22 protein-coding genes and 1 other annotated feature are annotated in these 26,592 nt (G+C 64.8%); of the genes, 9 read left to right on the forward strand and 13 right to left on the reverse strand.

The features are described from left to right. Positions 1-900 (reverse strand): ATP phosphoribosyltransferase, encoded by a 900-nt coding sequence (gene hisG / locus BS626_RS03055; RefSeq protein ID WP_075180909.1) that lies wholly within the window; start codon positions 898-900, stop codon positions 1-3. Between the two features lie 68 nt (positions 901-968). After that, positions 969-1,090 (reverse strand) — a sequence feature (His leader region). A 221-nt stretch (positions 1,091-1,311) separates the two neighbouring features. On the opposite strand from hisG, the gene BS626_RS03060 reads away from it, so the two are divergent. Then, the gene (locus BS626_RS03060; RefSeq protein ID WP_075180910.1) at positions 1,312-2,142 is read left to right on the forward strand and encodes an SDR family oxidoreductase; all 831 of its coding nucleotides are present in this window, start codon (positions 1,312-1,314) and stop codon (positions 2,140-2,142) included. Positions 2,143-2,164: 22 nt separating this feature from the next. On the opposite strand, the gene BS626_RS03065 is transcribed toward BS626_RS03060, so the two are convergent. The 3 genes from BS626_RS03065 to puuD are packed head-to-tail and all read right to left on the reverse strand — an operon-like array spanning position 2,165 to position 4,780. Continuing rightward, entirely contained in the window at positions 2,165-3,445 is a 1,281-nt protein-coding gene (locus BS626_RS03065; protein WP_075180911.1) for an FAD-binding oxidoreductase, read from the reverse strand. A 17-nt stretch (positions 3,446-3,462) separates the two neighbouring features. Continuing rightward, positions 3,463-4,023 carry an HTH-type transcriptional regulator PuuR gene (puuR, locus tag BS626_RS03070; protein WP_075180912.1) on the reverse strand — a complete coding sequence of 187 codons (561 nt, stop codon included), beginning with the start codon at positions 4,021-4,023 and terminating at the stop codon, positions 3,463-3,465. Continuing rightward, positions 4,010-4,780 (reverse strand): gamma-glutamyl-gamma-aminobutyrate hydrolase, encoded by a 771-nt coding sequence (gene puuD / locus BS626_RS03075; protein WP_075180913.1) that lies wholly within the window; start codon positions 4,778-4,780, stop codon positions 4,010-4,012. Before puuD ends, puuR begins: the two co-directional genes overlap by 14 nt. A gap of 224 nt (positions 4,781-5,004) precedes the next feature. On the opposite strand from puuD, the gene BS626_RS03080 reads away from it, so the two are divergent. The 3 genes from BS626_RS03080 to BS626_RS03090 all read left to right on the forward strand — a co-directional run bounded on the left by BS626_RS03080 (position 5,005) and on the right by BS626_RS03090 (position 9,446). Further along, positions 5,005-6,417: a glutamine synthetase family protein gene (locus BS626_RS03080; RefSeq protein WP_075180914.1), complete on the forward strand. Its 1,413-nt coding sequence runs from the start codon at positions 5,005-5,007 to the stop codon at positions 6,415-6,417. Between the two features lie 53 nt (positions 6,418-6,470). Further along, a complete protein-coding gene (gene gabT, locus BS626_RS03085) occupies positions 6,471-7,766 on the forward strand; it encodes a 4-aminobutyrate--2-oxoglutarate transaminase (RefSeq protein ID WP_075180915.1) in 1,296 nt (431 codons plus the stop codon). A gap of 312 nt (positions 7,767-8,078) precedes the next feature. After that, positions 8,079-9,446: an APC family permease gene (locus tag BS626_RS03090; RefSeq protein WP_075180916.1), complete on the forward strand. Its 1,368-nt coding sequence runs from the start codon at positions 8,079-8,081 to the stop codon at positions 9,444-9,446. A gap of 80 nt (positions 9,447-9,526) precedes the next feature. Here the strand turns inward: BS626_RS03090 and sbcB are convergent, their stop codons facing one another. Beyond that, a complete protein-coding gene (gene sbcB / locus BS626_RS03095) occupies positions 9,527-10,951 on the reverse strand; it encodes an exodeoxyribonuclease I (RefSeq protein WP_075180917.1) in 1,425 nt (474 codons plus the stop codon). Between the two features lie 418 nt (positions 10,952-11,369). Here sbcB and BS626_RS03100 point away from each other — a divergent pair, with 418 nt between their 5' ends. Together BS626_RS03100 and BS626_RS03105 are read left to right on the forward strand one after the other, a co-directional pair. Then, positions 11,370-11,801, forward strand: a complete 432-nt coding sequence (locus BS626_RS03100; RefSeq protein ID WP_075180918.1) for an OsmC family protein — start codon at positions 11,370-11,372, stop codon at positions 11,799-11,801. 581 nt (positions 11,802-12,382) lie between these two features. Further along, positions 12,383-12,670, forward strand: coding sequence for a hypothetical protein (locus BS626_RS03105; RefSeq protein ID WP_075180919.1), 288 nt, complete (start codon positions 12,383-12,385; stop codon positions 12,668-12,670). Positions 12,671-13,409: 739 nt separating this feature from the next. Here the strand turns inward: BS626_RS03105 and BS626_RS03110 are convergent. From BS626_RS03110 to BS626_RS03120, 3 genes are read right to left on the reverse strand one after another with little or no spacing between them, the layout of a single operon-like run. Continuing rightward, on the reverse strand, positions 13,410-14,636 hold the full coding sequence (locus BS626_RS03110; RefSeq protein WP_075180920.1) for a cytochrome c: 1,227 nt from the start codon (positions 14,634-14,636) through the stop codon (positions 13,410-13,412). Next, positions 14,633-16,399 carry a GMC family oxidoreductase gene (locus BS626_RS03115; RefSeq protein ID WP_075180921.1) on the reverse strand — a complete coding sequence of 589 codons (1,767 nt, stop codon included), beginning with the start codon at positions 16,397-16,399 and terminating at the stop codon, positions 14,633-14,635. The genes BS626_RS03110 and BS626_RS03115 overlap by 4 nt, the downstream gene beginning before the upstream one ends. Positions 16,400-16,404: 5 nt before the next feature. Then, entirely contained in the window at positions 16,405-17,160 is a 756-nt protein-coding gene (locus BS626_RS03120; RefSeq protein ID WP_075180922.1) for a gluconate 2-dehydrogenase subunit 3 family protein, read from the reverse strand. 262 nt (positions 17,161-17,422) lie between these two features. On the opposite strand from BS626_RS03120, the gene BS626_RS03125 reads away from it, so the two are divergent. Both BS626_RS03125 and tmaR read left to right on the forward strand, forming a co-directional pair. Continuing rightward, the gene (locus BS626_RS03125) at positions 17,423-18,481 is read left to right on the forward strand and encodes an FUSC family protein (protein ID WP_075180923.1); all 1,059 of its coding nucleotides are present in this window, start codon (positions 17,423-17,425) and stop codon (positions 18,479-18,481) included. Positions 18,482-18,670: 189 nt separating this feature from the next. Then, positions 18,671-18,991, forward strand: a complete 321-nt coding sequence (gene tmaR, locus BS626_RS03130; protein WP_075180924.1) for a PTS system regulator TmaR — start codon at positions 18,671-18,673, stop codon at positions 18,989-18,991. Positions 18,992-19,055: 64 nt separating this feature from the next. Here the strand turns inward: tmaR and BS626_RS03135 are convergent, their stop codons facing one another. After that, positions 19,056-19,688 carry a TetR family transcriptional regulator gene (locus BS626_RS03135; RefSeq protein WP_075180925.1) on the reverse strand — a complete coding sequence of 211 codons (633 nt, stop codon included), beginning with the start codon at positions 19,686-19,688 and terminating at the stop codon, positions 19,056-19,058. 200 nt (positions 19,689-19,888) lie between these two features. Here BS626_RS03135 and BS626_RS03140 point away from each other — a divergent pair, with 200 nt between their 5' ends. After that, complete coding sequence (locus tag BS626_RS03140; protein ID WP_083615879.1) at positions 19,889-20,782, forward strand: Kdo hydroxylase family protein; 894 nt, start codon at positions 19,889-19,891, stop codon at positions 20,780-20,782. 12 nt (positions 20,783-20,794) lie between these two features. Here the strand turns inward: BS626_RS03140 and BS626_RS03145 are convergent, their stop codons facing one another. From BS626_RS03145 to BS626_RS03160, 4 genes are all read right to left on the reverse strand, one after another. Next, positions 20,795-22,246, reverse strand: coding sequence for an AMP nucleosidase (locus BS626_RS03145; RefSeq protein ID WP_075181124.1), 1,452 nt, complete (start codon positions 22,244-22,246; stop codon positions 20,795-20,797). A 144-nt stretch (positions 22,247-22,390) separates the two neighbouring features. Then, positions 22,391-24,193, reverse strand: coding sequence for an ABC transporter permease subunit (locus tag BS626_RS03150; RefSeq protein ID WP_075180926.1), 1,803 nt, complete (start codon positions 24,191-24,193; stop codon positions 22,391-22,393). Between the two features lie 14 nt (positions 24,194-24,207). Further along, a complete protein-coding gene (locus BS626_RS03155) occupies positions 24,208-25,728 on the reverse strand; it encodes an ABC transporter substrate-binding protein (protein WP_075180927.1) in 1,521 nt (506 codons plus the stop codon). Between the two features lie 14 nt (positions 25,729-25,742). Continuing rightward, positions 25,743-26,588: an ABC transporter ATP-binding protein gene (locus tag BS626_RS03160; protein WP_075180928.1), complete on the reverse strand. Its 846-nt coding sequence runs from the start codon at positions 26,586-26,588 to the stop codon at positions 25,743-25,745. Positions 26,589-26,592: the final 4 nt, after the last annotated feature.

A 26,592-nucleotide genomic window follows, 5' to 3' on the forward strand; every position in this document is an offset into this window, starting at 1 on the left:
TTACTCCATCATCTTCTCAATCGGCAGCACGAGGATCGAGCTGGCCCCCAGCGCCTTCAGTTTTTCCATGGTTTCCCAAAACAGGGTCTCGCTGCTGACCATGTGCATCGCGACCCGGCTCTGATCGTTGGCCAGCGGCAGGACCGTCGGGCGCTCGGCGCCGGGCAGCAGGCCAATCACCTCCTCCAGGCGCTCGCTCGGCGCGTGCAGCATGATGTATTTGGATTCGCGGGCTTTAATCACCCCCTGAATGCGGGTCATCAGCTTGTCGATCAGCGCCTGCTTGGCGTCGGGTATCTCGCCGTCGCGCTGGATAAGCACTGCTTTCGAACGGTAGATCACCTCGACTTCGCGCAGGCCGTTAGCCTCAAGCGTAGCGCCGGTGGAGACCAGGTCGCAGATGGCATCGGCCAGCCCGGCGCGCGGCGCCACTTCGACCGAGCCGTTCAGCAGACAGGATTTAAACGCCACGCCCTGCTTATCCAGATACTGCTTCAGCAGGTGCGGATAAGAGGTGGCAATGCGCGCGCGCTGCAGCGACTGCGGGCCGGCATAGGGGGCGTCGACCGGCATGGCGACCGAAAGGCGGCAGCCGCCAAAATCGAGGCGACGCAGGGTCAGGTAGCGCGGGTCATCGCCCTGAGCGCGGCGGCTCAGCAGCTCCTCTTCCAGCACGTTCTCCCCGATAATGCCGAGGTCCACCACGCCGTCCATCACCAGGCCAGGAATATCGTCGTCACGCACGCGCAGGATATCGATCGGCATGTTTTCCGCGAAGGCGATCAGGCGCTGCTGCTGCAGGTTAATTTTGATGCCGCAGCGCGCCAGCAGTTCGCGTGAATCATCGCTTAAACGGCCGGATTTTTGCATAGCTATGCGTAAACGTGAATTATCTAACATGGTGGTGCTGTCCTCTGTCTGCTTTTTGGGTGTCGCTGTAATGGTATTGTGCGTCGCCGTTCGGGCCAAAAAAAAGCCCCCGAAAGTGGCTCTTCCGGGGGCTTCTGTCGCGCTCTGCACCGCTGGAAGATCCTGAACGTCTTCCAGCACACATCGCCTGAAAGACTAATCAGGGTGATGGTGATGACGGTGGCTGTTAAACTGAACGCGGCGCATAATGATCTCGTATGAATGACTATTCATTTGTGTCAATAAACCTAAACAAGTTACGTCAGATTGGCAACCCTTTTTTGCACTGGATGACAGATTCTCATCTGCGGCGGGATTGTCTGCCCGCGGCGGCTGGCGTAGCCTGTAGTCCGTGCTGTAATGAATGAAGTGATTAACGCGCAATTCTACAAGGAGTGGGGCATGAAAAGAGTAGCCATTGTCGGTCTCGGCTGGCTGGGGATGCCGCTGGGAATGGCGCTGAGCGCCCGCGGCTGGCAGGTGAAAGGCAGCAAAACCAGCCCCGACGGCGTCGAGGCGGCGCGGATGTGCGGCATTGAGAGTTTTTTACTGACCCTGCCGATGTCGCCGGAGTGCGATGCGGAGGACCTGGCGGAACTGCTGGACGTGGATGCGCTGGTGGTGACCCTGCCGGCGCGGCGCACCGGTGACGGCAGCGACGTCTACCTGCAGGCGGTGCAGGAGATCGTCGACAGCGCGCTCTATCACCGGGTTCCGCGCATTGTGTTTACCAGCTCCACATCGGTGTACGGCAGCGGCGAAGGGGTGATGAAGGAAAACGCCGCGCTGCGCCCGGACACCGACAGCGGACGCACGCTGGTGGCGCTGGAGAGCTGGCTGCACGATCTGCCCGGCACCGCGGTAGATATCGTCCGGCTGGCCGGGCTGGTGGGCCCGGGGCGTCACCCGGGGCGCTTCCTCGCCGGCAAGACCGATCTCAGCAACGGTGGGCAGGGGGTCAATCTGGTGCACCTCGACGACGTGGTGGATGCGCTGCTGCTGCTCTTGAACACGCCGCCGAAGGGCGGGCGCATCTGGAACCTGTGCGCGGCGCGCCACCCGAGCCGGGCGGAATTCTACCCCAGCGTGGCCCGCCGGCTGGGCGTGACCCCGCCCACGTTTGCCCCCGAGGCGACGCCGTCGCGTGGGAAGCTTATCGATGGCAGTAAAATCTGCGACCTGCTCGGCTTTGCCTACCGCTATTCCGATCCCTTTACCATGCCGGTCTCCTGACCGGCCGCCGCGGCGCGGAAGCTCAGCGCCCCAGCCGGTCCCGCAGCGCATACCAGCAGGCGCCGAGCGCGGTCAGCGGTACCTGCAGCCGCCGCCCGCCGGGAAAGGGCAGGTGCGGCAGCCGGGCGAAGGTGTCAAAGCGTTCGGCATCGCCGCGCAGCAGCTCGGCGATCAGCCTGCCGCACAGGTGCGTGTGGGTTACGCCGTGGCCGCTGTCCCCCTGCATGTAGTAGACGTTGTGTTCCAGCCGCCCCATCTGCGGCAGCCGCGACAGGGTCAGCAGGAAATTGCCGCTCCAGGCGTAATCAAAGCGGATGCCGCGCAGCTGGGGGAAGGTTTTTTCCAGCTTGGATCGGATCAGGCCGGCAATATCCGCCGGCTCCCGCGCGCCGTAGACTACGCCGCCGCCGTACAGCAGGCGGTTATCGGCGCTGAGGCGAAAATAGTCCAGCAGGTAGTTACCATCTTCAACGCAGTGGTTGCCCGGCAGCAGGCTCAGCGCCAGGTCGGCCGACAGCGGTTCGGTCGCCACGATCTGCGACCCGCACGGCATACTTTTGGCGGCCAGCCGCGGCTCCAGATCCGCGGCCAGATAGGCGTTACCGGCAAACAGCAGGGTGGTGGCGTGCACCTCGCCGCGGGCGGTGCGGACCACGTTCGGTGCGCCGTAGCGCACGCCGGTGACCGCGGAGTGTTCGAAGAGGCGCCCGCCGTGACGGCGCACCGCCTCCGCCTCACCCAGTACCAGATTTAGCGGATGCAGGTGGCCACCCAGCCGGTCGAGCAGGCCGCCGCAGTAGCGTTCGCTGGCAATGACGGTGCGCATCTGCTGCTCATCCAGCAGCTGCAGCCCGGTATTGCCGTAGTGCGCCCAGCGCTGCGCCTGCGCTTCCAGCGCGCGCATCTGCCGGCCGCTGAGGGCGGCAAAAATCCCGCCGGGACGGTAATCGCACTGGATAGCATAGCGATCAATACGATCGCGAATAATCTCGCCGCCTTCAAACATCATCGCGCCGCAGCGCTGCGCCGTCGCCTCACCGTAGCGGGCGCCGATCGCGTCCACGTCGCGGCTCCAGGCATTCACCACCTGGCCGCCGTTGCGGCCGCTGGCGCCAAAGCCCACGCGCACCGCCTCCAGCACCACCACGTCGTAGCCCGCCTCGCTTAAAAACAGCGCCGAGGAGATGCCGGTAAAGCCGCCGCCGATAATGCAGACGTCACAGCTGATGCGCCCGCGCAGTGAGGGCCAGGGCGCATGCGCCGTGGCCGTGGCCGCGTAATAGCTGTCGGTGTGATCCGCCATTGCCTTCTCCCCGGGGGTCAGAACGTTGCTGGCGTGTGCGCGCTGACGATGCGGCACACCCGTGATGAGACATTTTTAATGCTGTGCGGCTGACCGGTATCAATCACATAGCTTTGGCCGGCGCGCAGGTGATACTCCTCGCCGTTGACGGTGAGCACGATCTCCCCCTCCAGCAGGATGCCGGTCTCCTCTCCGGCGTGACGGATTTTCTCGCCGCTGCTGGCGCCCGGCTGCCAGGTCTCCAGCATCATGCCGAGGGCGCGCCGGTCATTCCCGTTGTGCACCAGCCGCAGCGACACGCCCTGGCTGCCGATCTCCACCAGGTCCTGCGCTTCCACCACCACCCGCGGCCGGCGGGGTTTCACCGGCTCGGAAAAAAACTCTGACAGCGTCAGCCCGTACACCCGCAGCAGCTTCTGCAGCGTGCTCAGCGCCGGGCTGACCTTATCCTGCTCGATGGTGCTGATGGCGCTGTGGGTCAGTCCCGCCAGCTCGGCGGCCCGCCGCTGCGACAGCCCCTGCGCCTGGCGCAGGGCCGAAAGACGCCTCCCCGGCGCCAGCGCGTTATCCTGCTGCATAGCGCGCCTGCTGATAGTGTTGACTGGCAGTTATAAACGCGGCAAACAGCCGCTGCGACAGCGGGTCGGCGTCGCTGTGCCATTCAGGATGCCACTGTACCCCCAGCGCAAAGGGCTGATCCGGCAGGCTTACCGCCTCAATCAGTCCGTCCCCGGCGCGGGCTTCGATGCGCAGGCGCGGGCCGGGACTGTCGATGCCCTGCTGATGCAGGGAGTTTACCTGCCAGCGCCGCGCCTCGCCGCACAGCTGGGCCAGCAGGCCGTGCGGCTCCAGCCACAGGTCGTGACTGGGCGCATACTGGTCGGCCAGCGGCGCCGCGGGATTTTCGCGGTGGTCCTGATAGCCAAAGGTCGCGTGCACTTCGCGCAGCAGAGTGCCGCCGCAGGCCACCACCATCTCCTGCAGACCGCGACAGATAGCGAAGAGCGGCATCTGCCGCGCCGCGCAGGCGTTCACCAGCGCCAGGGCCAGCCGGTCGCGTCCCGGATCGGCATGGGGCTCGCGGTCAGGCTGGCCATAGTGGTGCGGTTCAATGTTACTCGGGCTGCCGGTGAGCAGGATGCCGTCGAGGCGGGCGAGGCTGTTATCCAATGCCCGGGGAAAATCGATCAGCCCGTGGGGCAGAGCCAGCGGCACGCCGCCGGCGAGAAAAATGGCCTGCAGATACTTATTGTGTACCGTCTGGATCGGGTGCCCACCCGCTTCGCTCTGGCACAGGATCACCCCAATCAGCGGCGTGTTAAAAATATTGCCCATGTTTATCCTCGCGGCGGTGAAGGCTGACGGCGGCACGGGGCGCCGTTTGGCGGCTTTTTGTGCAGTACAGTGTCAATTTAGTGCCCCCGTGCGCAATATTCAAACCGTGCGTTAACATTCTCACAAACATTTGCACACTTTTTAGCAAACGGCTATCTTCAAAATGTGGCGGTTATTTTGAACAATCGCGACGGCATCATCCCCTGTTAACCTGGCGGTGTATCATGACGAATCTGGTCGAGTCTGACTGCTTTACGCGACCGCGTGAAGAGCGAACCAGCGCGTTCCGGCTTGAGGTTGCGGCCTACCTGGAACGCCATCCACAGACGCAGTATGTTGATATTCTTCTTAATGATTTAAACGGGGTGTTTCGCGGCAAGCGGCTGCCCGTCTCCAGCCTCCCCCGGCTGGATAAAGGCTGCTACTTTCCGGCTTCGGTGTACGCCATGGATATTCTTGGCAACACGGTTGAAGAGGCGGGACTGGGGCAGGCGCTGGGCGAACCGGACAACATCTGTTTCCCCGTGGCCGGCACGCTGGTCCCCTCCGCTGCCGATCCGCAGCACCTCGCCCAGCTGCTGCTGAGCATGCGCAATCAAGATGGCACTCCCTTTGACGTTGAACCCCGTAACGTGCTCGATAGGCTCTGGCAGCAGCTGCTGAACCGCGGGCTGTTCCCGGTGGTAGCGGTAGAGTTGGAGTTCTATCTGGTCGACAAGCAGCGCGACGCTGAAGGGTATATTCAGCCGCCGTGCGCGCCGGGTAGCGATGAGCGCAACATGCAAAGCCAGGTCTATTCGGTGGACAACCTCGATCACTTCAGCGCGGTGCTCAGTGAGATAGACGCCATGGCGCGCCAGCAGGGGATCCCCGCCGACGGCGCGCTGGCCGAAGCCTCGCCGGGCCAGTTTGAAGTGAACCTGCACCATACCCGCGACGTGCTCGGCGCCTGCGACCAGGCGGTGTTGCTGAAACGCCTGGTGCGGCAGGTGGCGGACAATCATGAGATGAACGCCACCTTTATGGCCAAGCCCTATGAGGAGTACGCCGGCAGCGGTATGCACGTGCACATCAGCGTGCTGGACGCTGCCGATCACAACGCGTTTGCCAACGACGACGGCAGCGACTCACCGCTGCTGAAGCGCTCGCTGGCGGGAATGATCGCCATGATGCCGGCCTCAATGGCGCTGCTGGCGCCCAACGTGAACGCCTGGCGCCGCTTTGTTCCCGATGCCTTTGTCCCGCTGCAGGCGTCGTGGGGGCACAATAACCGCACCGTGGCGCTGCGCATCCCCTGCGGCGACGTTGAAAACCACCGCGTGGAGTACCGGGTCGCCGGCGCGGACGCCAACCCCTATCTGGTGGTGGCGGCAATCCTCGCCGGCATCCTCTACGGGCTGGATAACCCGCTGCCGCTGCCGCCGGCGGTGACCGGGAACGGCTATGAGGCCGGAGGGGCGCCGCTGCCGGTGCGGCAGAGCGATGCCCTGTCTGAGTTTGATGACAATCAGGCGCTCCGGCAGCTGCTGGGAGAGCGCTTCTCGCAGGTGTGGCACACCTGCAAACACCATGAGCTGATGCACTTTGAGCGGCTGATTACCGCGACGGAAATCGACTGGATGTTGAAAAACGCCTGAGGCAGCGCGTCCCCGCCGTCCGGCGGGGCGCACTGCCCGTGAAGGGGGTGATCATGAACAGTAATGTGCACTGGCAGCAGCGGCGTGAGGCGGCGGTCACGCCCGGCGTCGGCAGCGCGCTGGCGGTTTATATTACCCGGGCGCGCAACGCCGAGCTGTGGGACGTGGAGGGCAAGCGGTATATCGACTTTGCCGCCGGGATCGCGGTGGTGAACACTGGCCACAACCATCCGGCGGTGATCGCGGCGGCGCGCGCCCAGCTGGAGGCCTTTACCCACACCTGCTTTCAGGTCACGCCGTACCCTGACTATGTCCGGCTGGCCGAAAAGCTGAATGCGCTGGTGCCGATTGCCGAACCGACCCAGACGCTGCTGCTGACCAGCGGCGCGGAGGCGGTGGAGAATGCCATTAAGGTGGCGCGTATCGCCACCGGACGCCGCGCAGTGATCGCCTTTCGCGGCGGTTTTCACGGCCGCACTCTGTTGGGGATGGCGCTCACCGGTAAGGTCCAGCCCTATAAAGCCGGCTACGGACCCTTTCCGCCGGAGATTTATCACGTGCCCTATCCGGCGCGCTATCTGGGCGTGGATGACAGCCGCGCGCTGGCGTCGCTGGAGGGGGTGTTTGCCGCCGATGTGCCGGCAGACGAGGTGGCGGCCATCATTATCGAGCCGGTACAAGGGGAGGGCGGCTTTTACGCGGCCTCGCCGGACTTCTTACGTCAGCTGCGCGCGCTCTGCGATCGGCACGGCATCGTGCTGATAGCCGATGAGATCCAGAGCGGTTTCTGCCGCACCGGTAAAACCTTTGCCATTGAGCACAGCGGCATCGAGCCGGATATCATCACCGTGGCGAAAAGCCTCGCCGGCGGCTTTCCGCTGTCGGCGGTGGTGGGGCGGGCCGCGCTGATGAGCCGCGCGCGGGCGGGCGGGCTCGGCGGCACCTTTGCCGGTTCGCCGGTGGCGGTTGCCGCCGCGCTGGCGGTGATTGAGCTGATTGAAACCGGGCAGCTTAATCAGCGCGCGCAGCAGCAGGGAGAATGGGTGGTCAGCCATCTGCAGCGGCTGGCCGACTCGCTGGACTGCATTGGCGATATCCGCCACTGTGGGGCGATGATTGCCATGGAGCTGGTGACGGCGCGGGATCCCCAGCGGCCCGACAGGGCGCTGACGCAGGCACTGGTGCAGGAGGCGGGGCGACAGGGACTGGTGCTGCTCTCCTGCGGCGTGCGCGGTAACGTTATCCGCTTTTTAATCCCGCTGACCGCCGAGCGAGAAATTGTTACTGAAGGTCTCAACATCTTGTCATCCTGCCTGCAAATGGTGCATAATTCGCGCCCTGCAAATTAGAAGAATAACCGTCGCACTGCGCGCCGGTTATTTTTTTTGCATTTATCCATGTAACACCGTAAGGGGCCGGCACTGGCCGGACAGATACACGTATACACACAGATGTGTTGATCGAGGAAAAAAAGATGGGGCAGTTCATTAACTTTTCACCGGCCGCAGCCGGTAGCCGCTTTCGTGATGACTACGGCGCTCAGGCGAGCCGCTTTGCTTTCGCCCGCCCGTCGTCTCTCTCCATTACTCTCTCCCCGCGCTTATTGCGAAGTTTCCCTGTGGTACAGTCCAGTCCGGCTGGCGCTATGGGGAGGCTGAATCATGACGCATAATGCTGCAAACACCGCGCAGCCGCCGCGCGCACATCTGAAAAAAACGCTGACCCTGATGCCCGTTGTGATGATGGGGCTGGCTTACATGCAGCCGATGACCCTGTTTGATACTTTCGGCATTGTTTCCGGCCTGACCGACGGTCACGTCGCCACCGCGTATGCCTTTGCGCTGATCGCTATTCTGTTTACCGCGTTAAGCTACGGTAAGCTGGTACGCCGCTTCCCATCTGCGGGCTCCGCTTACACCTACGCACAGAAAGCCATCAGTCCGCACGTCGGCTTTATGGTGGGCTGGTCATCGCTGCTGGACTATCTGTTCATGCCGATGATCAACATTTTGTTGGCGAAGATTTACTTTGAAGCCCTGATACCGGGGATCCCGTCATGGATCTTTGTGGTGTTGCTGGTGGGCTTTATGACCCTCTCCAACCTGAAAGGCATCAAAACGGTGGCCAACTTTAACAGCGTCATCGTGGTGCTGCAGGTGGCGATCATTCTGGTTATCATGGGGATGGTGGTGTACGGCGTAGCGCACGGCGAAGGCGCCGGTACGCTGGCCAGCACCCGGCCGTTCTGGTCCGACAATGCGCACGTGGTGCCGATGATAACCGGGGCGACGATACTTTGCTTCTCGTTCCTCGGCTTTGACGGCATCAGCTCGCTGTCGGAAGAGACCAAAGACGCCGGCCGGGTGATCCCGAAGGCGATTTTCCTGACGGCGCTGATTGGTGGGCTGATCTTTATTGTGGTCTCCTACTTTTTGCAGCTCTACTTTCCGGATATTTCGCGCTTCAAGGACCCGGACGCTTCTCAGCCGGAGATCATGCTGTACGTGGCGGGACGCGCCTTCCAGTTCGGCATTCTGATCTTCTCCTGCGTTACCGTGCTGGCCTCCGGGATGGCCGCGCACGCGGGCGTGTCGCGCCTGATGTACGTGATGGGCCGCGATGGCGTGTTCCCGTCGCGCTTCTTCGGCTATATCCACCCGAAGTGGCGTACCCCGGCGTGGAACGTGCTGCTGGTCGGTGCGGTCGCGCTGCTGGCGATCAACTTTGACCTGGTGACGGCAACGGCGCTGATCAACTTTGGTGCGCTGGTGGCGTTTACCTTTGTGAACCTGTCGGTTATCTCACAGTTCTGGATCCGTGAGAAGCAGAACAAGACGCTGAAGCAGCACATTAACTACCTGGTTCTGCCGCTGTGCGGCGCGCTGACGGTGGGGGCGCTGTGGCTGAATCTGGAAGAGAGCTCCATGGTTCTCGGTCTGGTGTGGGCCGCCATTGGCCTGATCTATCTGGCCTTTGTTACCCGCAGCTTCCGCGAGCCGGTACCGCAGTACAGTGAAGAGCTGTATTAATTCCGGCCGGCTTCTCTGCCGCTGAGCAAAAAAAACGGCCCGCACGTCAGTGCGGGCCGTTTTTGTTTACGCCGCGTCCGTCAGGAGGCCAGCTGGCGGGCGTAATCAAACAGCGCTTTCAGCAGCGCGATGCGCTCGCTGTCGCCCTCGTGCTGATTGGCCAGCATCTCCAGCGACTGTAAAAATTGCTGCACCCGTTCCGGACTGAGCTGCTCGCGGCGGTGCGCCAGCCAGCGCTGCTGCTCGCTGTCATCCAGCGTGGCGGGAAAGTTGCGGGCGCGGAAGCGGAACAGCAGCTTCTCGATCCGCGCATCGTTAAAGGTCAGGTCCAGCGCCGGCAGGTTCTCCGGCCGGGTCTGATGAATAATGTTCATCGCCGCGCGGTCGGCATCGCTGAAAAAGCCGTTGTAGAGCTGGGCATCCACGTCGTCGCTGGCAACAAAGGGCTCGGCTTCGGCATACACCGCCAGCGCCTTTTCGCGCACCTCCTGGTGCTGACGCAGCAGGGCCAGATTCGCCAGGCACTGCTGGCGATCAATGCCCAGCCGCGCCGCGTCTTCCGGGCGCAGGGTGTTACCCGGCGCCAGTACCGGACACTTATTGATGTGCACCAGCTTCAGCGGCGCGGCGGGCAGCCCGGCCAGATCCGCTTTGCGGGTATACAGCCGCTCGCGCAGGGCGTCGGCGTCCAGTTCCAGCAGCGGCGCCATGTCGCCCGCCAGATCGCAGACGATAAGCGCATTGCGGTTCTCCGGATGCCAGGCCAGCGGCACGATCCAGCTGGTGTTGCCGCGCAGCGCGCCAAACATGCCGGACACGTGCACCAGCGGCTTCATCTGCGGCACGTCAATCAGCGTGGCCACCTTGTTTTTGCTGCGGTGGCTGAGCAGAAACTGAAACAGCTTCGGCTGCTTTTCGCGCACCAGCCTCGCCAGCGCCAGCGTTGCCCAGACATCGGACATGGCATCGTGCGCGTTATCGTGCGCAATGCCGTTGGCCTGGGTTAACGCCTCCAGCCGGAAGCTGGGCAGCCCGTCGGCGTTGTCCGGCCAGACGATGCCCTCCGGGCGCAGCGCATAGCAGGCGCGCATCACGTCCAGCAGGTCCCAGCGGCTGTTGCCGTGCTGCCAGCTCCACGCGTAGGGATCGATAAAGTTGCGGTAGAAAATATTGCGCGTCACCTCATCATCAAAGCGCACGTTGTTGTAGCCGACGACGCAGGTGCCCGGCTGGCTGAACAGCCCGTGTATGCGGTTGGCAAACGCCGCTTCGCTCACCCCGCGCGCCAGCGCCACCTGCGGCGTAATCCCGGTTATCATCACCGCTTCCGGCTGCGGCAGGTAGTCATCCGCCGGCCGGCAGTAAAACACATCCGGTTCGCCCAGCACGTTGAAATCGGCATCGGTACGCACGCCGGCAAACTGCGCCGGACGATCCAGGTGGGGGCGGGTGCCAAAGGTTTCGAAATCGTAAAACAGATAGGTGGGTTGCGTGTCGTTACTCATCAGTGCTCGCATTCGGGCCCGGGTCAGGCGTTAAGTGTCCGTGCGCGGCATCGCGCGGTCAGCGCAAAAGGTCAGGCTGATTGCCGCCTATGATAAAGCATCCGGCCTGGCAGGCCAACTTCGCTCGCCGCCGCGCGTCAGCACGTTTCTACGTCAGATGACAAGCGCGCTGATGCCGCTTCGGCCCCGGCGCGGGCGTGTTGCGCGCCAGAAGACACGTCCCTGTTACCCTCCGGAGTCTGCGCTACCCCGTTACCCCTTCCGCCGTTCATCCCGCCTGATCCTGCCCTCCGGCGCCTGCTGGTCGCTGGCGTTGGCCCTGCTGCCGGGCGACGGCGACGCGGGCGCACGTCTGGTGCGGCAAAGACGCTGAGAGTGTCTACACTTAGGTGTTCAATCCCCCGTACAGGAGAAGACGATGGCGATTCACAATCAAGGTTCAGCACACTGGGAAGGCGATATTCAGGGCAAAGGCCTGATTTCTACCGGCAGCGGCGCGCTTAAACAGCAGCCGTACGGTTTTGGTACCCGCTTCGACGGCAAACCGGGCACCAACCCGGAAGAGCTGATTGGCGCCGCCCACGCGGCCTGCTTCTCGATGGCCCTGTCGCTGTTCCTGAAAGAGCAGGGCGGCTACACCGCGAAAAGCATTGAAACCACCGCTGACGTGGTGCTGGAGAAACAGGGCGGTGGTTTTGCTATCACCAAAATTGCGCTGAAAAGCGTGGTCGAGCTGCCCGGTGCGGATGAGAAAAAGTTTGAGGAGATCATTCTCAACGCCAAGGCCAACTGCCCGGTTTCTCAGGTGCTGAACGCCGAGATAACCCTGGATTACGATCTGCTGAACTGACCGATTGCGCTGTCACCCGTCCGGGTGACAGCCGGGTTCCGGCCACATTGCCTTGCCACGCCCTTATACTCTGCCGCCCTGACGCAGCGCCCAGCACCGGCTGATGTTTTATGCAGCACGGGATCCCCGTGGCTGATGCGCCCGCCCCGCGCTGCCGTGTCGCGGTTGTTCACCACTGACGCCACCGCTTCCTGGCCGGTGACTTTTCCGCGCATGCCCCCAACGATGGACGCGGCGTTCCGGATAGGGGGCACCACCGGTCAACTCCTCACCGCGGGCAATCCCGACGTGCGCCGCGCCCCGCCAGCCTGAGCAACCGGCGGGCCGGCCATGGGGCGATCGCGCCAGCGATCGGGGCGGTATGCATCGGGACGATCGGGTTACGGTAGGGAAGAAAGCGGCCCCGGCGGGCCGGTAACCCGGTCTGTACAGGCTTGCCGCTGCGGTCTCCACGCCGGCCAGCGTACGCGATCTGAGCCGCGGGGTTATCATCGACGCCGGCCATGACGTGGCCGGCAGTCAGCTGCCGTTGGTCACGCTGATGACCCCGTACGTCAACAGGCCCGGTCTGCAGCACACCGATGTGGACAGCGTGCCCGGGCGCGACGCACCCGCCCCGCACCGCCCGCGTTCTGGCCACGCTCTCCCGGGCGATCACCACCGGTGAGCCCGACCTCTGGCGCATGCACAGCGAGCGATGCCGGCGCTGGAACGGGATCAGCCGGCAGAACCGCAACGGGCTGCGCTGGGGCACCGACCTGCGCGTGGACGGCCTGACATCCGGAGACACCGCCGCGGGCGGGCGTAATCCGACAGCCTCCGGTGCGCAGGAGCGGCGTCGGCTGATTACGCTGGTGATCGGCGCCTGAGGCCCGCAGGGGCGTGAGGCGCCGGCGCGGGGCGCGCGCTGACACCCTGCAGCGGCTGCAGAAGGGGCCGGCCAGCGGGCGCCAGACCGTCCGGGCGGTCTGGCGCATCAGATAGCGGTCGGCAGCGGACGGCATATCACGCCGGCGCAGGCCGCGCGCTGACACCCTGCAGCGGCTGCAGAAGGGGCCGGCCAGCGGGCGCCAGACCGTCCGGGCGGTCAGTCGCATCAGATAGCGGCCGGCAGCGGACGGCATATCACGCCGGCGCGGGGCGCGCGCTGACACCCTGCAGCGGCTGCAGAAGGGGCCGGCCAGCGGGCGCCAGATCGTCCGGGCGGTCAGTCGCATCAGATAGCGGTCGGCAGCGGACGGCATATCACGCCGGCGCGGGGCGCGCGCTGACACCCTGCAGCGGCTGCAGAAGGGGCCGGCCAGCGGGCGCCAGACCGTCCGGGGCGGTCWGSCGCATCAGATAGCGGTCGGCAGCGGACGGCATATCACGCCGGCGCTGCCGCAAGAGAAGGGGAGGGGGAGCAAGGCCCGCGCTGCGATCGCCGCTGACGGCGCCGCCGGAGCACGCATGGCGCGGCACGATAATGCCAGACGGCGGGTCAGCAGTTCGCGGATGAGGCCGGCGGCGGTTGCGCAGGAGCGGGTGGGGGCGATGGCCGATTGGCGGCGGCGCGCCGATCGGCCATCGCCCGGCGAGAGGGAGCGCCGGGCTGCCCCTCTGGCTGCCTTAGGGGGTAATCGACTCGCGCAGCGCCTTCACGTCGTCGCCGCTGACCGGCGCGGCGGCGTTGCCCCAGCTGTTGCGAATAAAGGTCACCACGTCGGCCACCTCGTCATCGCTCAGCGTACCGGCAAACGCCGGCATCGCCGGCGCGGTAGGCCGGGTGTCGGTATCCACGCCGCGGCTGCCCGCCAGCACCACCCGCATCAGCGAGCTGGCGTTCGGGGCATTGATCAGCGGGTTATCCGCCAGCATCGGGAACAGCGGCTCAACGCCCTTGCCGTTCGGGGTGTGGCAGGCGGAGCATTTGGCGGCATAGATATCGCGGCCGATCTTCATCCGCCGATCGTCTGCCGCCAGCGCGGGAGGCGGAGAGGCCTCCGCGCCCTGGCTCGCCTTCAGCCAGGTCGCCACCGCCTGCAGATCGGCATCGTTCCAGTACTGGGTCGAGTGCTTCACCGCATCGGCCATCGGGCCGGAAGCGATATCAAAGCGGTTAACGCCGTGCTTCAGGTAGTTAACGATGTCCGCCTTCTGCCATTTGCCCAGTCCGGTGTGGTCAGCGTTGGTCAGGTTGGGTGCCCACCACTCTTCCACCACCGCCCCCTGTAAAAACTGGCCGTTTTTATCGCCGCCAATCAGGTTTTTCGGCGTGTGGCAGGTGCCGCAGTGGCCCAGCCCCTCGACCAGGTAAGCGCCGCGGTTCCACTCGTCGGATTGCGTGGGATCGGGCGTAAATTCGCCCTGAGTAAAGTTTATCCAGTTCCAGCCCATCAGGCTGGTGCGCACGCTAAACGGAAACGGCAGCTGGTTGGTTTCGATAGCCTGGTGAATGGGCTGCAGCGACTGCAGGTAGGCCCAGAGATCGGCGTTATCTTTACGCGTCACTTTGGTATAGGCGGTAAACGGCATGGCGCCATACAGACGCTTGCCGCCGTGGCCAATGCCTTCGCTCATCGCGCGCTGGAAGTCATCCAGCGTCCAGTGGCCAATGCCGGTCTCGGCATCGGGGGTAATATTTGCCCCGACCAGGGTGCCAAACGGGGTGTTCAGTTTCACCCCGCCGGCGAACGGCTTCGCCGGATCGGCGGTATGGCAGGCGGTACAGTCGCCGAGCGTGGCGATGTAGCGCCCGCGGGCGATCTGATCGTACTCCGGCTGGGCGTGGGCAGCCCCTGCGCCCAGCAGGGCGAGGGTCAGGGCGCTGAGCAGGCGGGTATGCAGCGTCTTCATGCGGTGATCATCTCTCCGGGACGTTTCAGGTAGTGGCTGCGGATGGCGTCGGCGGCCTTATAGGCCAGCGCGCCCACCGTGCCGGTGGGGTTATAGCCGGGGTTTTGCGGAAACGCCGACGCGCCCACCACAAACAGGTTCGGGATATCCCACACCTGCAGATGCTTGTTCACCGAGCTGGTCGACGGATCGGCACCCATGATAAAGCCGCCCACCACGTGGGAGGACTGATAGCTGTTATTGTTCCAGTGACCGGTGCGCGGGCTTTTCACTATCTGCGCCGGATTCATTACCCGGGCTATCTCGGCGACCTTATCGGTGCAGTACTGCGCCATGCGCAGGTCGTTCTGCGGAAAGTCGAAGGTGATGCGCAGCAGCGGACGGCCGTGTGGATCGCTGTAATTCGGATCCAGCGACAGATAGTTATTGCGCGTGGTGTAGCTGCTGGCCTCGCAGCCGATAGACATCGTGCTGAGGTAGTGCGCTTGGGTGGCTTTCTTCCACTCGCTGCCCCACTTCGGCGTGCCCGGCGGTACCGGACGGTTACTGATGGGCGCCGCGCCAATCGGGGTGACGCGGATGCTGCCGCCGCCCAAAAAGCCCAGCCCGCTGTGGTCGAAGTTATCGTTATTGAACTCATCAATGCCCATACCGACCGCGCCGCCGCCGATAAACGGATTGAAGTTCTTGTCGTTAAAGAACAGCTGGACGTTATTCGCCGTCTGGTAGGCGTAGTTACGGCCGGTAGTGCCGCGCTGGGTGACCGGATCGTAGGGAATACCGACCCCGGACAGCAGCATCAGGCGCACGTTTTCAAACGTAAAGGCGGCGACGATCACCAGGTCCGCCGGCTGCTCCCAGACGTCGCCGGAGGAGTCGACGTAGGTGACGCCGGTGGCGCGCTTGCCGGTGCTGTCCTTCAGTACTTCCAGTACTTCACAGTGGGTGTGCGCGGTAAAGTTCTCTTTGCGCATCAGCGCCGGCAGGACGGTGGTGATAGCGCTGGCTTTCGAGTAGTTGGCGCAGCCGTAGTTGGTGCAGAACCCGCAGAAGGTACAGGGGCCCATGCTGACGCCGAGCGGATTGGTATACGCTTCCGATACCAGCGAGGAGGGAACCGCGTAGGGCTGATAGCCCATGCTGCGCGCCGCCTCGGCAAACAGCGTCGGGCCATAGGGCTGGCGCAGCGGTGCAGTGGGGTACTCTGCGGAGCGCGGCCCTTCAAACGGATTGCCGCCGGCGCGGATCTCGCCGTTCAGGTTACCGGCCTTGCCGGAGGTACCGGCCAGGCGCTCAAACGCCATGTAGTGCGGCTCCATCTCTTCCCAGCTGGTACCCCAGTCCTGCAGCACCAGCTCATCCGGTATGGCGGCGGCGCCGTACTTGTCGGTCAGGTGGCTTTTCAGGCGAAACTCTTCCGGCTGAAAACGGTAGGTGATGCCGGCCCAGTGGTTGCCGGCGCCGCCGGTGCCATTACCGGGGTGAAACGAGCCCCAGCTGCGCATCGGCAGCGCGGTCTCCGCCGGGGTATTGCGCATGGTACAGGTATTCTGGCGGGTGCGCAGCATCAGCTCCTGACGCTGGTTATAGCGCAGCTCATCGGTGGCGGTGGCGACGTTAAAGTCCCGGGCGGTATCGCGCCACGGACCGCGCTCAATGCCGATGACCTCAAGGCCTTCCTGGGCCAGTTCCCAGGCGATAATCGAGCCGGCCCAGCCGAGGCCAACCACCACCACGTCGGTTTTTGGAAGTTTTTTTGTCATCTGGGTTACGCCTTGCTACGCCACTGCGGGGTGCCATTGATGCTGACCGGTTCCAGGTTCAGCGGTTGGTTGTGCTGTTCGACATACTCGCGATAGTCATAGCGGGCGCCGGGAAAGCCGAGCATCTTCCACGACACCATGTCGCGGTTGCCGCCGTAGATTGGGTCGGCAAAAAAGCCTTCCATGGTATTGCCGAGAATCTGTTCAAAAAAGAGTTTGGAATCGATTCCATCAAGGGCCGTTTTACCGGACTCCAGCGCCTGCAGCAGCGCATCCTGACGTTCGGCGCTCAGCGCGGCAAACGGCTTGCCGTCCTGCTGGCGGGTCAGCGCATTGAGTGCGGCGAGGCCGGTGCGGTAGCGCTGACGCGGAGTCAGCGGCGACTGGTCGCCCTGCGCCGGGGTGCCCGGCTGAAACGGTCCCTGCCGGTACAGGCGTTCAGCGGTGCCGTAAAAACCGTCCAGCTGGCGGTCAATAAATACTGCACAGCCGGCGTCTTTGCCGCCAATGCTCAGCGCATCCGCCGGGATCAGCCGATCCACAATGGCTTCCACGGTGGCCGCTTCATCGGCGGTAAAAAACAGCCAGCCGGGCTGATCAACGGTTTCGGGTGGGTTATCGGCAAACGGCGACCAGCCCGGGGCACCCTTCAGGGTAACAGCCTGAGCGGCGCCGCTGAGGCCGGCGGCAACGGCGGCGGTGGACCAGGTGAGCATCTGTCGACGGGTGACGCCGGGCAGCGTTTTGGGTCTTTGGCGCATCATGCATCCTTAAGAAAAATCACAATGTGACCTGCAGGAAGCAGGCCACGCGATAGTGTTATAGGTATCACTGCAGGGGCGTAAACAAAATGTTCTATAGGCAACAACAGGTTCCTGACAGGATAGCGAGTTTTGAAAAGGTTATAAAAGTGTAAATTTCGTAAACGGTAGTCAGTAATGTTAATAAATGTATATTTGGGTCAATTTTTCCCCGTCGGCATCCCGTATAATCACCGTACGACACTATTTGCGGAGTTGACTGTTGCGAGCTGACAAGCCGCTGTCGCGGCTCATTTTTACAATATATCGCCACTATCGCGTGATGCACGGCGTACGTATCGCGCTGTCGTTTGTGGCTACCCTGCTGCTGGTGCGCCTGCTGGCGCTACCGGAGGGAACCTGGCCGCTGATTACCCTGGTGGTGGTCATGGGGCCGGTTTCATTCTGGGGCAACGTGCTGCCGCGCGCCACCGAGCGGATCATCGGCACCCTGTGCGGTGCCCTCTCCGGGCTGGTGGCGCTGAAGCTGGCGCCGTGGTCCCCGCTGCTGATGCTCTGCTGGTGTCTGCTGGTGATGTTCGTCAGCGGCTGGATGACGCTGGGCAAAAAGCCGTATCTGGCACTGCTGATCGGCATCACCCTCGCGGTGGTGATCGGAACGCCGGACGACGATATCCGCGTGGCGCTGTGGCGGGTTGGGGACGTGATAATCGGCTCGCTGCTGGCGCTGCTGTTCAGTTCGCTCTGGCCGCAAAAAGCCTGGTACCACTGGCGGATCCAGCTCGCGGACGTCTTTCGCGACATTGCGCGGCTGGGGCAGGCCAGCTTCTCACCCAACCTGGTGGATCGCCCGCGGCTTAACAAGCCGCACCAGCGGCTGCTCAGTAAGGTCGTGAACATGCGCGCCCTGATTCAGCCCGCCGGGAAGGAGAGCCGCGTGCCGCGCGCGGTGCTGGAGGCCATCCAGACTCAGAACCGTAATCTGGTGTGTACGCTGGAGCTGCAGATTAACGCCTGGTGGTCGTCGCGCGAGAGCCATCTGATCATGCTCAACGCCCCGACGCTGCGCCGGGCGCAGCAGATGACCCATCAGTCGCTGGAGGCGCTGGCGCAGGCGGTGGTGACGGGCGACACCGATCGGCTGGCGGCTAACCGCGCCGAGATGTCAGCCATCGTGCGGGAGCTGCGCGCGCTGATCGCCGACGCCAACAGCGAGGCGCTGGTGGAAACGCCGATTCACGGCTATGTCTGGCTGTGCCTTGAGCAGGCGCGCCAGCTGACGCGCCTCTCGGAGCTTATCCGGCTGGCACTGCGTCACTGAAACCGTTCGCGCGCGGTGAAAATTTGCAGGCGATCAGGCACCTGCGCTACGCAAAGGGCGGCGTTGCGCGTATGATATCCCCCGGTCCGAATTTCGCTGTGAGAATTGCCCTCGGCGCGGTCGTCCCGCTATGCTAAGGGCTGAGATGAGTTTGCCTGTGCAAACAGGCCATGATGAAAGGTGGCAACAATGGAAAATGCAAAGCAATCCTTCCACGATGTGCTGGAGTTCGTGCGACTGTTCCGTAGAAAGAATAAGCTTCAGCGTGAAATCGTGGATAACGAAAAGAAAATTCGCGATAACCAGAAGCGCGTGCTGCTGCTGGACAACCTGAGTGAGTACATCAAACCGGGCATGAGCGTGGAAGCGATTCAGGAGATCATTGCCAGCATGCGCCTGGACTATGAAGACCGCGTGGACGATTACATCATCAAGAACGCCGATCTGTCGAAAGAGCGTCGTGACCTGTCGAAAAAGCTCAAGGCGATGGGCGAACCCAAGTCTAACTAAGCTCCTGTCTAAGTCCCAATCCGGAGGCCTGCGGCCTCCGTTTTTGTCTCTGAGCCGTCGGCGCTCAGCGGCAGACAAAGCGCAGCGTGGCGGTCACCGCCAGCTGACGATTCTGTGCTACCAGCTGTCGGTCCGGCTGGTCACCGGCAAACAGCGTATTAAAGGTATAGCGGTTGGAGACGTGGTGAAAGCACAGGCTGCTTATCAGACGGTGCACCTCCAGCGTGGCGAGGTCGTGGCGAAAATCGCCGCTCTGCTGACCGCGCGCCAGCACCGAGGCCAGTAGATCGAGCGCGCTGCGGTTCAGCCCCTGAATATGGCTGGACTGGCTGATATAGCGTCCGCGCAGCAGGTTTTCACTGCAAATCACCCGCATCATATCCGGATGCGCTGCATGGTAGTCAAAACTCGCCTCCACCAGCCGCTGCATCGCCGCTATCGGCGGCAGCGCCGACAGGTTCAGCGCAATTTCATGCTGGCGAATATGCTGATAAACGTCCTCCAGCACCGCAATGTACAGCCGCTCTTTATTGCCAAAATGGTACACCACCATGCGTTTAGTGGTTGCGGCCAGCGCGGCAATCTGCTCCAGCCGGGCACCCTGCATCCCTGATTCGGCAAACGCCGCCAGCGCACTATCCAGAATGCGCCGCTTCAGCCCTTCCGGGTCGTTTTTTCGTTTTGGTGTGTCAGGCATGATCTGCTCGGTGTGATACGTAAGCCAGCGTGCAGCATAACGTGCTGGCCCGGGGGATACAAATCGTCCCTGCGCGCCGGCGCACTTTACACTCTGCGTGCCTTTTACGCATTGACGACGGATCCCGTTGAGGTTTGGTTAAGGTCGCTGCCTCTACCGTGGGCCGCACAGATTTTTCCACTCCTCGCTAAGGAGCCGCTATGAGTCAACCATTAACTGCGCATCAGGTACTACAGCGCTGCGACACCGATTGCTGGCAGCCGGCGCCGGAAACCCCCAGCCAGGTGTCGGCGCTGGAGCGGGGGAAGGTGCTGTGGCTGCCCCGTCTGGCCTTTGCCCTTCGCCCCGAAGAGTTACCGCTGCTGGATGAGGCGGTCGTCGATCCGCGGCGCAAAAACATCAGCTTTCAGCCCGACAGCGGGCGGTTGAAAGGCGTGGCCGATGCGCAGCACGACGCGCCGATCCGCGCCCTGATGCAGCGCCATCACGTGGCCGCTCAGCAGCTGCTGGCCGGCCTGCTGCCGGAGTATCTCCCCTGGGTGCATTCACCGATGAACACCCTGCGGCTGCACCCGGTCAGCGGCTGGGGTAAAAAGAGCGCCTGGCGCAAAGACGACAGCCTGCTGCACGTGGATGCCTTTCCTTCGCGGCCCAGCCAGGGCGAGCGGATCCTGCGCCTGTTCACTAACATCAACCCCGCTGGCGTCACCCGCGACTGGCGTATTGGGGAGCCTTTTGCGCCGCTGGCGCAGCGCTTCCACGGCCGCATCGGCAGCTGGTCGCCGGTTAACAGCTGGCTGCAGCATCGCCTCGGGCTGACCCGCGGGCGGCGCACCCACTACGACGCCATGATGCTGCAGCTGCACGACGCGATGAAAGCCGATGACAGCTACCAGAAGCAGGGACCGCAGGCGGCGTTCGCCTTCCCAAGCGGCTCCAGCTGGATCTGTTTCCCGGATCAAACGCCGCACGCCGCCATGGGCGGGCAGTTTATGCTGGAGCACACCTGGATGCTGCCGCTTAATGCCCTGCAGCACCCGGAGCGCTCGCCGCTGCGGATACTGGAGGCGCTTACCGGCCAGCCGCTGCTGTAACCGGCCGGTGGCTTAGCGAAACGGCGGCTCGTCGAAGGTGCGTAGCTTGCGCGAATGCAGGCGGTCACCCTCGGCGCGCAGCTGGTCGATGGCGCAGATGCCGATCTGCAGGTGCTCGGAGATGGCCCCGTCATAAAAGCGGTTCGCCTGGCCGGGCAGTTTGATCTCCCCGTGCAGTGGCTTATCGGAGACGCACAGCAGCGTGCCGTAAGGCACGCGGAAGCGGTAGCCCTGGGCGGCAATGGTTGCACTCTCCATATCTACCGCCACTGCGCGACTCTGGTTAAAGCGCAGCGCCGAGGCGGCGTAGCGCAGCTCCCAGTTGCGGTCATCGGTGGTCACCACCGTTCCGGTTCGCAGCCGCTTCTTCACTTCTTCGCCGGGCATGCCGCTGACCAGCTTGGTGGCGTCATACAGGGCGCGCTGCACCTCGGCGATATTCGGGATCGGAATGTCCGTGGGCAGTACCGCATCCAGCACGTGGTCGTCGCGCAGATAGGCGTGCGCCAGGACGTAATCTCCGATGGTCTGGCTCTCCCGCAGTCCGCCGCAGTGGCCAATCATCAGCCACGCGTGCGGGCGCAGCACCGCCAGATGATCGCAGATGGTTTTGGCGTTCGACGGGCCAACGCCAATGTTCACCAGGGTGATCCCCTGGCCATCCTCCGCCATCAGGTGCCACGCCGGCATCTGATGCTTTTTCCACGCCAGATCCGAAATGGCCTGCTCGGCGTTCTGCGTCTGCGCGGTGATAACCGCACCGCCGGCGCATGAGAGACCGCGCCACGGCGTGGCCGGATCCTGAATCTGCTCGCAGGCCCAGCGCACAAACTCATCCACGTAGCGGGTATAGTTGGTAAACAGCACCCAGGACTGGAAGTGTTCGGCGGGGGTGCCAGTATAGTGCTTCAGGCGCGCCAGCGAAAAATCGGTGCGCAGGGCGTCAAAGTGGGAGAGGGGAAAGCGATCGTCCGGATGCAGCAGGCCATCGGCGTTTTCATCGCCAATCTGCGACAGGTCGGTCGTCGGAAAATGGCGCGCCAGGCCGGCGCTCATGGAGCGATCCAGGCTCAGGTCCGAACCGTCGATCACGTAGGGATACGGGATCTCCTGCTGCGATGGGGCGACGTCCAGAGCGATAACATAATCCTGCTCCAGCAGCGCCAGCTGTTCGCTCAGGTAGGCGCGCATCATGGCCGGGCGGGTGACAGTGGTGGCGTAGTGGCCGGTACGGGTAAAGCGACCAAACGCGCGGGTCAGCCGCTGGTCCGGCGCGCTGCCTTCCCAGCTGACCCGCAGCTCAGGGTAGACAAATAAACCGGCCGCGCGGGCGGCGGGGTCCGGCAGCGTGCCGTCGGCAATAAAAGCCTCAATCGCGGCGCGCAGCTGGGCCACCGCGCGGTCATACTGCATTTCCAGCTGATTGAGCGCGTCGGTCACGCGCGGGGAGGGCGTCAGGTGCATCAGGGCCATGGGACTGCTCCGTTCAGGTTTCAGTAAGGCCATGCTAACCGATGTTGCCGGTGCAGGCAGCCGCCGCATACAAAAAATGGTGGCGAAAGAGTACGTTGTCAGGCGACGCGGGGCCTTCCGGCCGCCTGAATGCCGCTATGCCCCGGGCGCGCGGTCCGCTTTCGGCCTCGCAGGAGCGGCGAGATGGGCGAGGCTGACCGCCAACACCGACAGCAGCACCAGCGCGCCGGCGGGCGCCAGTACGCACCAGAATCCGCGCTCCAGATAGGGCATGCCCTCCGCCAGAATCCGCCCCCATTCCGGCTCGGGCGGCGGCGTACCGAGGCCGAGAAATCCCACCGCCGCCAGCGCCAGCGCGATGCCCGGCAGCCGAAGCATCGCGTGGCGAAACAGCGGGCCGGCCAGCGCCGGCACCACATACCGCAGCTGGCGACGCAGCCCGTCAACGCCGACCACCGGCAGGGCGCTCATCCACGGACGGGCGTGAATCTCGGTCACCAGCGCCGCCGTATGGCTGGCCAGCGGCGCCCAGGCCACCGCGGCCACCGCGACCGCCGCGCTCAGGGTACCCGGCCCCATCAGCGCGACTACCAGCAGGCCGGCAATCACCGGCGGCAGGGCGTTAGCCGCCTCTGTGGGCCCCTGCATCAGTCGCGGAAAGGCGCCGAGGAGCATCCCCAGCAGCAGGCAGCACAGCGAGACCGCCAGCGCCAGCAGGCAGGTATACAGGGTACCGTGCGCCACGCGCGCCAGCAGGTCGCGCCCCAGCGCATCGGCGCCAAACGGCAGCGACAGCGACGGCGGGGCCAGCCGCATAAAGTCAGAGGCGTAGGGATCGCGCGGCAGTCCGCAGGCCAGCAGCAGCGCCAGCAGCAGCAGGCAGCCCAGCGGCAGCCATCCGGCCCGTACCGACCGCGGCCGGTGCGGGGCGGCCCGCGCCGGCAGGGCGCGACTGCGCAGCGCCCGACCCAGGATTGCCAGCCGCAGCGCGCCGGCGAGGGTGCCCGCGGCGCCGGCCAGCAGCAGCAGCAGCAGGATCCCCAGCTGCAGGGTGGGCAGATCCTGCGCCATCACCGCGCCGAGGGTGGCGCGCCCCAGCCCCGGGATAGCAAACACTTTTTCAACCGCCACCGCGCTGCCGGCCAGCGATACCAGCACCAGCCCGGTCAGCGGCATGACCGTGGCCAGCGCGCGCTTAACGGCGGCGATCAGCAGATGGCGTCGGACAATACCGGCGGCGCGCCAGGTCAGCACCCAGGGTTCGCTAAAGGTGGCGGCCAGCGCATCGGCAAACAGGCGCCCCAGATAGCCGCCGGCGGGCAGGCCCATCGCCAGCGCCGGCAGCACCGCATCGCGCGGGCCGTGCCAGCCGTACGGGGCGAACAGGCCAAGCCACACCGCGCCGACCACCAGCAGCACGGTGGCCAGCAAAAACTCGGGCAGTGCGGTCAGCGCCGCGGCGATTGCGCCGCCCGGCCGCTGCGGCGTGCCGCGCAGGCCGCGCATAAAGGTCGGCAGCGCCACCAGCAGCGCGACCGCCAGCGCCAGCAGCGCGGCAAAGGACATCAGCGTCAGCGACACCCGCAGCGCCTGCAGCATGCCGGGCATCACCGGCCGGCCCGAAATCCAGGAGACGCCGGCATCGCCGTGCAGCAGCCCGCGCAGCCACCCGGCCAGCAGCCCCAGCGGGCCGCGATCCAGCCCGAGCGACTGACGAATCGCCGCCAGCGCCTCCGGCGTGGCCTCCTGCTCGGCGGCGCGGGCGCGCAGCAGGGCCAGGGCCGGATCCTGATCGGAGAGCCACGGCAGCAGCCCGACCAGCAGCACCACCGCCAGCAGGGTCAGCACCCGCGACAGCAGCGGGATCGCCGCCCCGCTGGGCAGGAAGCGCAGCGGGTGCGACGCCGGACAGGTTTGGCAATACAGCGGATCGCGCATCGTTCAACTCGCCATCAGGGGGCCGCATCCGCGGCGGACAGGCGCTGCGTCTGGCTGTCAATCAGCTGCCGCTCGCGCGGATCGCGCAGGGCGTGGCGCAGGCGCGGGCTTTCACCCTGAATCACCCGCTCATGCAGCATGGGAATGGCCGCATCGCTCGCGAGGATTAACCGCTCAGCGGCCATGATGGCCCGCCGGCGCGCTTCTCCGGCCGGAATCGCCGCGGCCTGCTGCAGCGCGGCGTCGATCTCCGGACGGCAGAGCTGGGCGATATTAAAAGAGCCGGCACAGGAAAAATCACTGTACAGGTAGGCCACCGGGTCACCGGAATCCAGCACCGTTGCGCGCGAGAGGATAAAGGCATCAAATTTGCCCGCCAGCGCGTCCTGCTCAATCTGGGCATATTCGCGCACCACCTGCTTGACGGTAAATCCGGCGGCGGTCAGCTGCTGCGCCAGCCGCACCGCCACTTCGGGCAGCTCGGCGCGATCGCTAAACGTTGCCAGCACCAGCGTACGGCCGGCGGGATCGGCGGGTGCCACCGGTGCGTCAACCGGCTGACGCAGCGGGGCGGCCCACGCCAGCGCCGGGCCAAGCAGGCCCTGCGCGACGTCGGCGCGCCCCTCGTAGACGTTGTCGACGATCGACTGACGGTCGATAGCATTGCGCACCGCCGCGCGCAGCGCCGGATCCTGCAGCGGACCGCGGGCAGTGTTCAGATACAGGGTATTGGTGCGCGGCATCGGTACTTCATGCACCTGTGCCGGATCCAGCAGCGGGGCCTGAGAGACCGGAATGGCTTCGATCAGGTCGGCGGTGCCGGTGCGCAGCGCCGCGCCGCGCGCCGCGCCGTCGGGTACAAAGCTGGCATCGATGCCGCTGGCGCGGGCTTTTTCCCCCCAGTAGCCATCAAAGCGATCGAGGTGGGCGCTGCTGGTGCCATCCACCCGGCGCAGCACGAACGGGCCGCTGCCGGTGTTCACCGGGTTGACCACGCCGTTGGCCTGGTACGCGTGCGGCGACAGGATAGCCAGCTGCGGACTGGAGAGACGCTGCGGCAGCAGCGGGTCCGGGCCGGCGGTGCCGACGCGGACGGCACCGTTACCGTCGGCCTCGACCGTCAGGGTGACGCCGTCGAGGATGCGCGGCTTCGGCGCCGCGTTGGCGGCGGCGCGCAGCGCAACGACCACCGCGTCGGCGGTCAGCGCTTCACCGTCGTGAAACTGCACGTTGGGACGGAGGATAAAGCGCCAGTGGGTGGCATCCAGCTGCTGCCATTCGGTGGCCAGCGCCGGGCGCACATCACCGGCCGCATCCAGCACCACCAGCGTCTCGGCGCTGCTCCAGCGCGAAAGCTTAAAGGCATCATCGCTCAGCGGGCTGAGCCCGGAGCGCGGCGGCTGCAGCATGGCCAGTCGAATGCGATCGCTTTCGCCCTCCTGCGCGGCGGTATCGCTCTCGTTAAAACAGCCGCTCAGCAGTAGGGCGGCGGCAAGCAGGGCGCCGGAGCGCCAGAGTGGGATCGGTAAGGTCATCACGCTTTCCTGAGTCAGTGAAACGGGGGGTGGGGCGGTATCGCCACCGGCGCCGCGGGATCCGTGCACAGCACCGGCGCGGCCGCCAGCAGCCGGCGGGTAAGAGCGTGGTGCGGCGTGCGCATTACGGCGGCAAGGGGGCGATCGTCGATCAGCCGGCCGGCGTCCATCACCAGCAGACGGTCGCAGAGCCCGGTCAGCACGCTGATATCGTGGCTCACCATGAGCAGCCCCATCTGCTGCTCGTGGGCCAGATGCAGCAACAGCTGCTTCATCTGTTCGCGCAGCGGCAGGTCCAGGCTGCTAACCGGCTCATCCGCCAGCAGGAATGCCGGCCGCACGCTCAGCGCACGCGCCAGCGCCACCCGCTGCGCCTGGCCGCCAGACAGCGCACCGGCCTGCTGCGTCAGCAGCGTCGGACTGAGTTCAACCCGCGCCAGCAGCTGGCGCAGCTGCGGCTCGCTGATGCGTTCGCCGCGCAGCCGGGCCGGCGGCTCGCTGAGCAGCGCCGCGACCCGCTGGCCCGGCGGCAGCGAGGCGGCCGGATCCTGCGGCAGATACTGTACCCGGCGGCGAAATGCGCGCAGGCGGCGCAGCGGCCCCGGGCGCAGCCGCTCGCCTTCGTAATACACCGCTCCGGCGTCGGTGGGCTCCAGCGCCAGCAGCGTGCGCAGCAGCGTGGATTTGCCGCAGCCGGACATCCCGACCAGCCCGACCCGCTCATGGCGGGCGAGCGTCAGGGAAATGGCATGGAGAATCGGCGCCGGACTCGGGCGTCGCCACGCTAACCAGCCCGTGGCGGGCGGCAGGCGGCTGACCCGGTCTAATTGCAAAAAGGGGGGGGTGGCCAGCTGTAACATGGTC

This window comes from Pantoea sp. 1.19, assembly GCF_001922585.1.
In the GTDB taxonomy this organism is placed as follows: domain Bacteria; phylum Pseudomonadota; class Gammaproteobacteria; order Enterobacterales; family Enterobacteriaceae; genus 1-19.

Excerpts from the sequence above, each read along its gene's own strand:
- hisG (WP_075180909.1), bottom strand. The coding sequence starts at position 900 with ATGTTAGATAATTCACGTTTACGCATAGCTATGCAAAAATCCGGCCGT.
- BS626_RS03060 (WP_075180910.1), top strand. The coding sequence starts at position 1,312 with ATGAAAAGAGTAGCCATTGTCGGTCTCGGCTGGCTGGGGATGCCGCTG.
- BS626_RS03065 (WP_075180911.1), bottom strand. The coding sequence starts at position 3,445 with ATGGCGGATCACACCGACAGCTATTACGCGGCCACGGCCACGGCGCAT.
- puuR (WP_075180912.1), bottom strand. The coding sequence starts at position 4,023 with ATGCAGCAGGATAACGCGCTGGCGCCGGGGAGGCGTCTTTCGGCCCTG.
- puuD (WP_075180913.1), bottom strand. The coding sequence starts at position 4,780 with ATGGGCAATATTTTTAACACGCCGCTGATTGGGGTGATCCTGTGCCAG.
- BS626_RS03080 (WP_075180914.1), top strand. The coding sequence starts at position 5,005 with ATGACGAATCTGGTCGAGTCTGACTGCTTTACGCGACCGCGTGAAGAG.
- gabT (WP_075180915.1), top strand. The coding sequence starts at position 6,471 with ATGAACAGTAATGTGCACTGGCAGCAGCGGCGTGAGGCGGCGGTCACG.
- BS626_RS03090 (WP_075180916.1), top strand. The coding sequence starts at position 8,079 with ATGACGCATAATGCTGCAAACACCGCGCAGCCGCCGCGCGCACATCTG.
- sbcB (WP_075180917.1), bottom strand. The coding sequence starts at position 10,951 with ATGAGTAACGACACGCAACCCACCTATCTGTTTTACGATTTCGAAACC.
- BS626_RS03100 (WP_075180918.1), top strand. The coding sequence starts at position 11,370 with ATGGCGATTCACAATCAAGGTTCAGCACACTGGGAAGGCGATATTCAG.
- BS626_RS03105 (WP_075180919.1), top strand. The coding sequence starts at position 12,383 with ATGTGGACAGCGTGCCCGGGCGCGACGCACCCGCCCCGCACCGCCCGC.
- BS626_RS03110 (WP_075180920.1), bottom strand. The coding sequence starts at position 14,636 with ATGAAGACGCTGCATACCCGCCTGCTCAGCGCCCTGACCCTCGCCCTG.
- BS626_RS03115 (WP_075180921.1), bottom strand. The coding sequence starts at position 16,399 with ATGACAAAAAAACTTCCAAAAACCGACGTGGTGGTGGTTGGCCTCGGC.
- BS626_RS03120 (WP_075180922.1), bottom strand. The coding sequence starts at position 17,160 with ATGCGCCAAAGACCCAAAACGCTGCCCGGCGTCACCCGTCGACAGATG.
- tmaR (WP_075180924.1), top strand. The coding sequence starts at position 18,671 with ATGGAAAATGCAAAGCAATCCTTCCACGATGTGCTGGAGTTCGTGCGA.
- BS626_RS03135 (WP_075180925.1), bottom strand. The coding sequence starts at position 19,688 with ATGCCTGACACACCAAAACGAAAAAACGACCCGGAAGGGCTGAAGCGG.
- BS626_RS03140 (WP_083615879.1), top strand. The coding sequence starts at position 19,889 with ATGAGTCAACCATTAACTGCGCATCAGGTACTACAGCGCTGCGACACC.
- BS626_RS03145 (WP_075181124.1), bottom strand. The coding sequence starts at position 22,246 with ATGCACCTGACGCCCTCCCCGCGCGTGACCGACGCGCTCAATCAGCTG.
- BS626_RS03150 (WP_075180926.1), bottom strand. The coding sequence starts at position 24,193 with ATGCGCGATCCGCTGTATTGCCAAACCTGTCCGGCGTCGCACCCGCTG.
- BS626_RS03155 (WP_075180927.1), bottom strand. The coding sequence starts at position 25,728 with ATGACCTTACCGATCCCACTCTGGCGCTCCGGCGCCCTGCTTGCCGCC.
- BS626_RS03160 (WP_075180928.1), bottom strand. The coding sequence starts at position 26,588 with ATGTTACAGCTGGCCACCCCCCCCTTTTTGCAATTAGACCGGGTCAGC.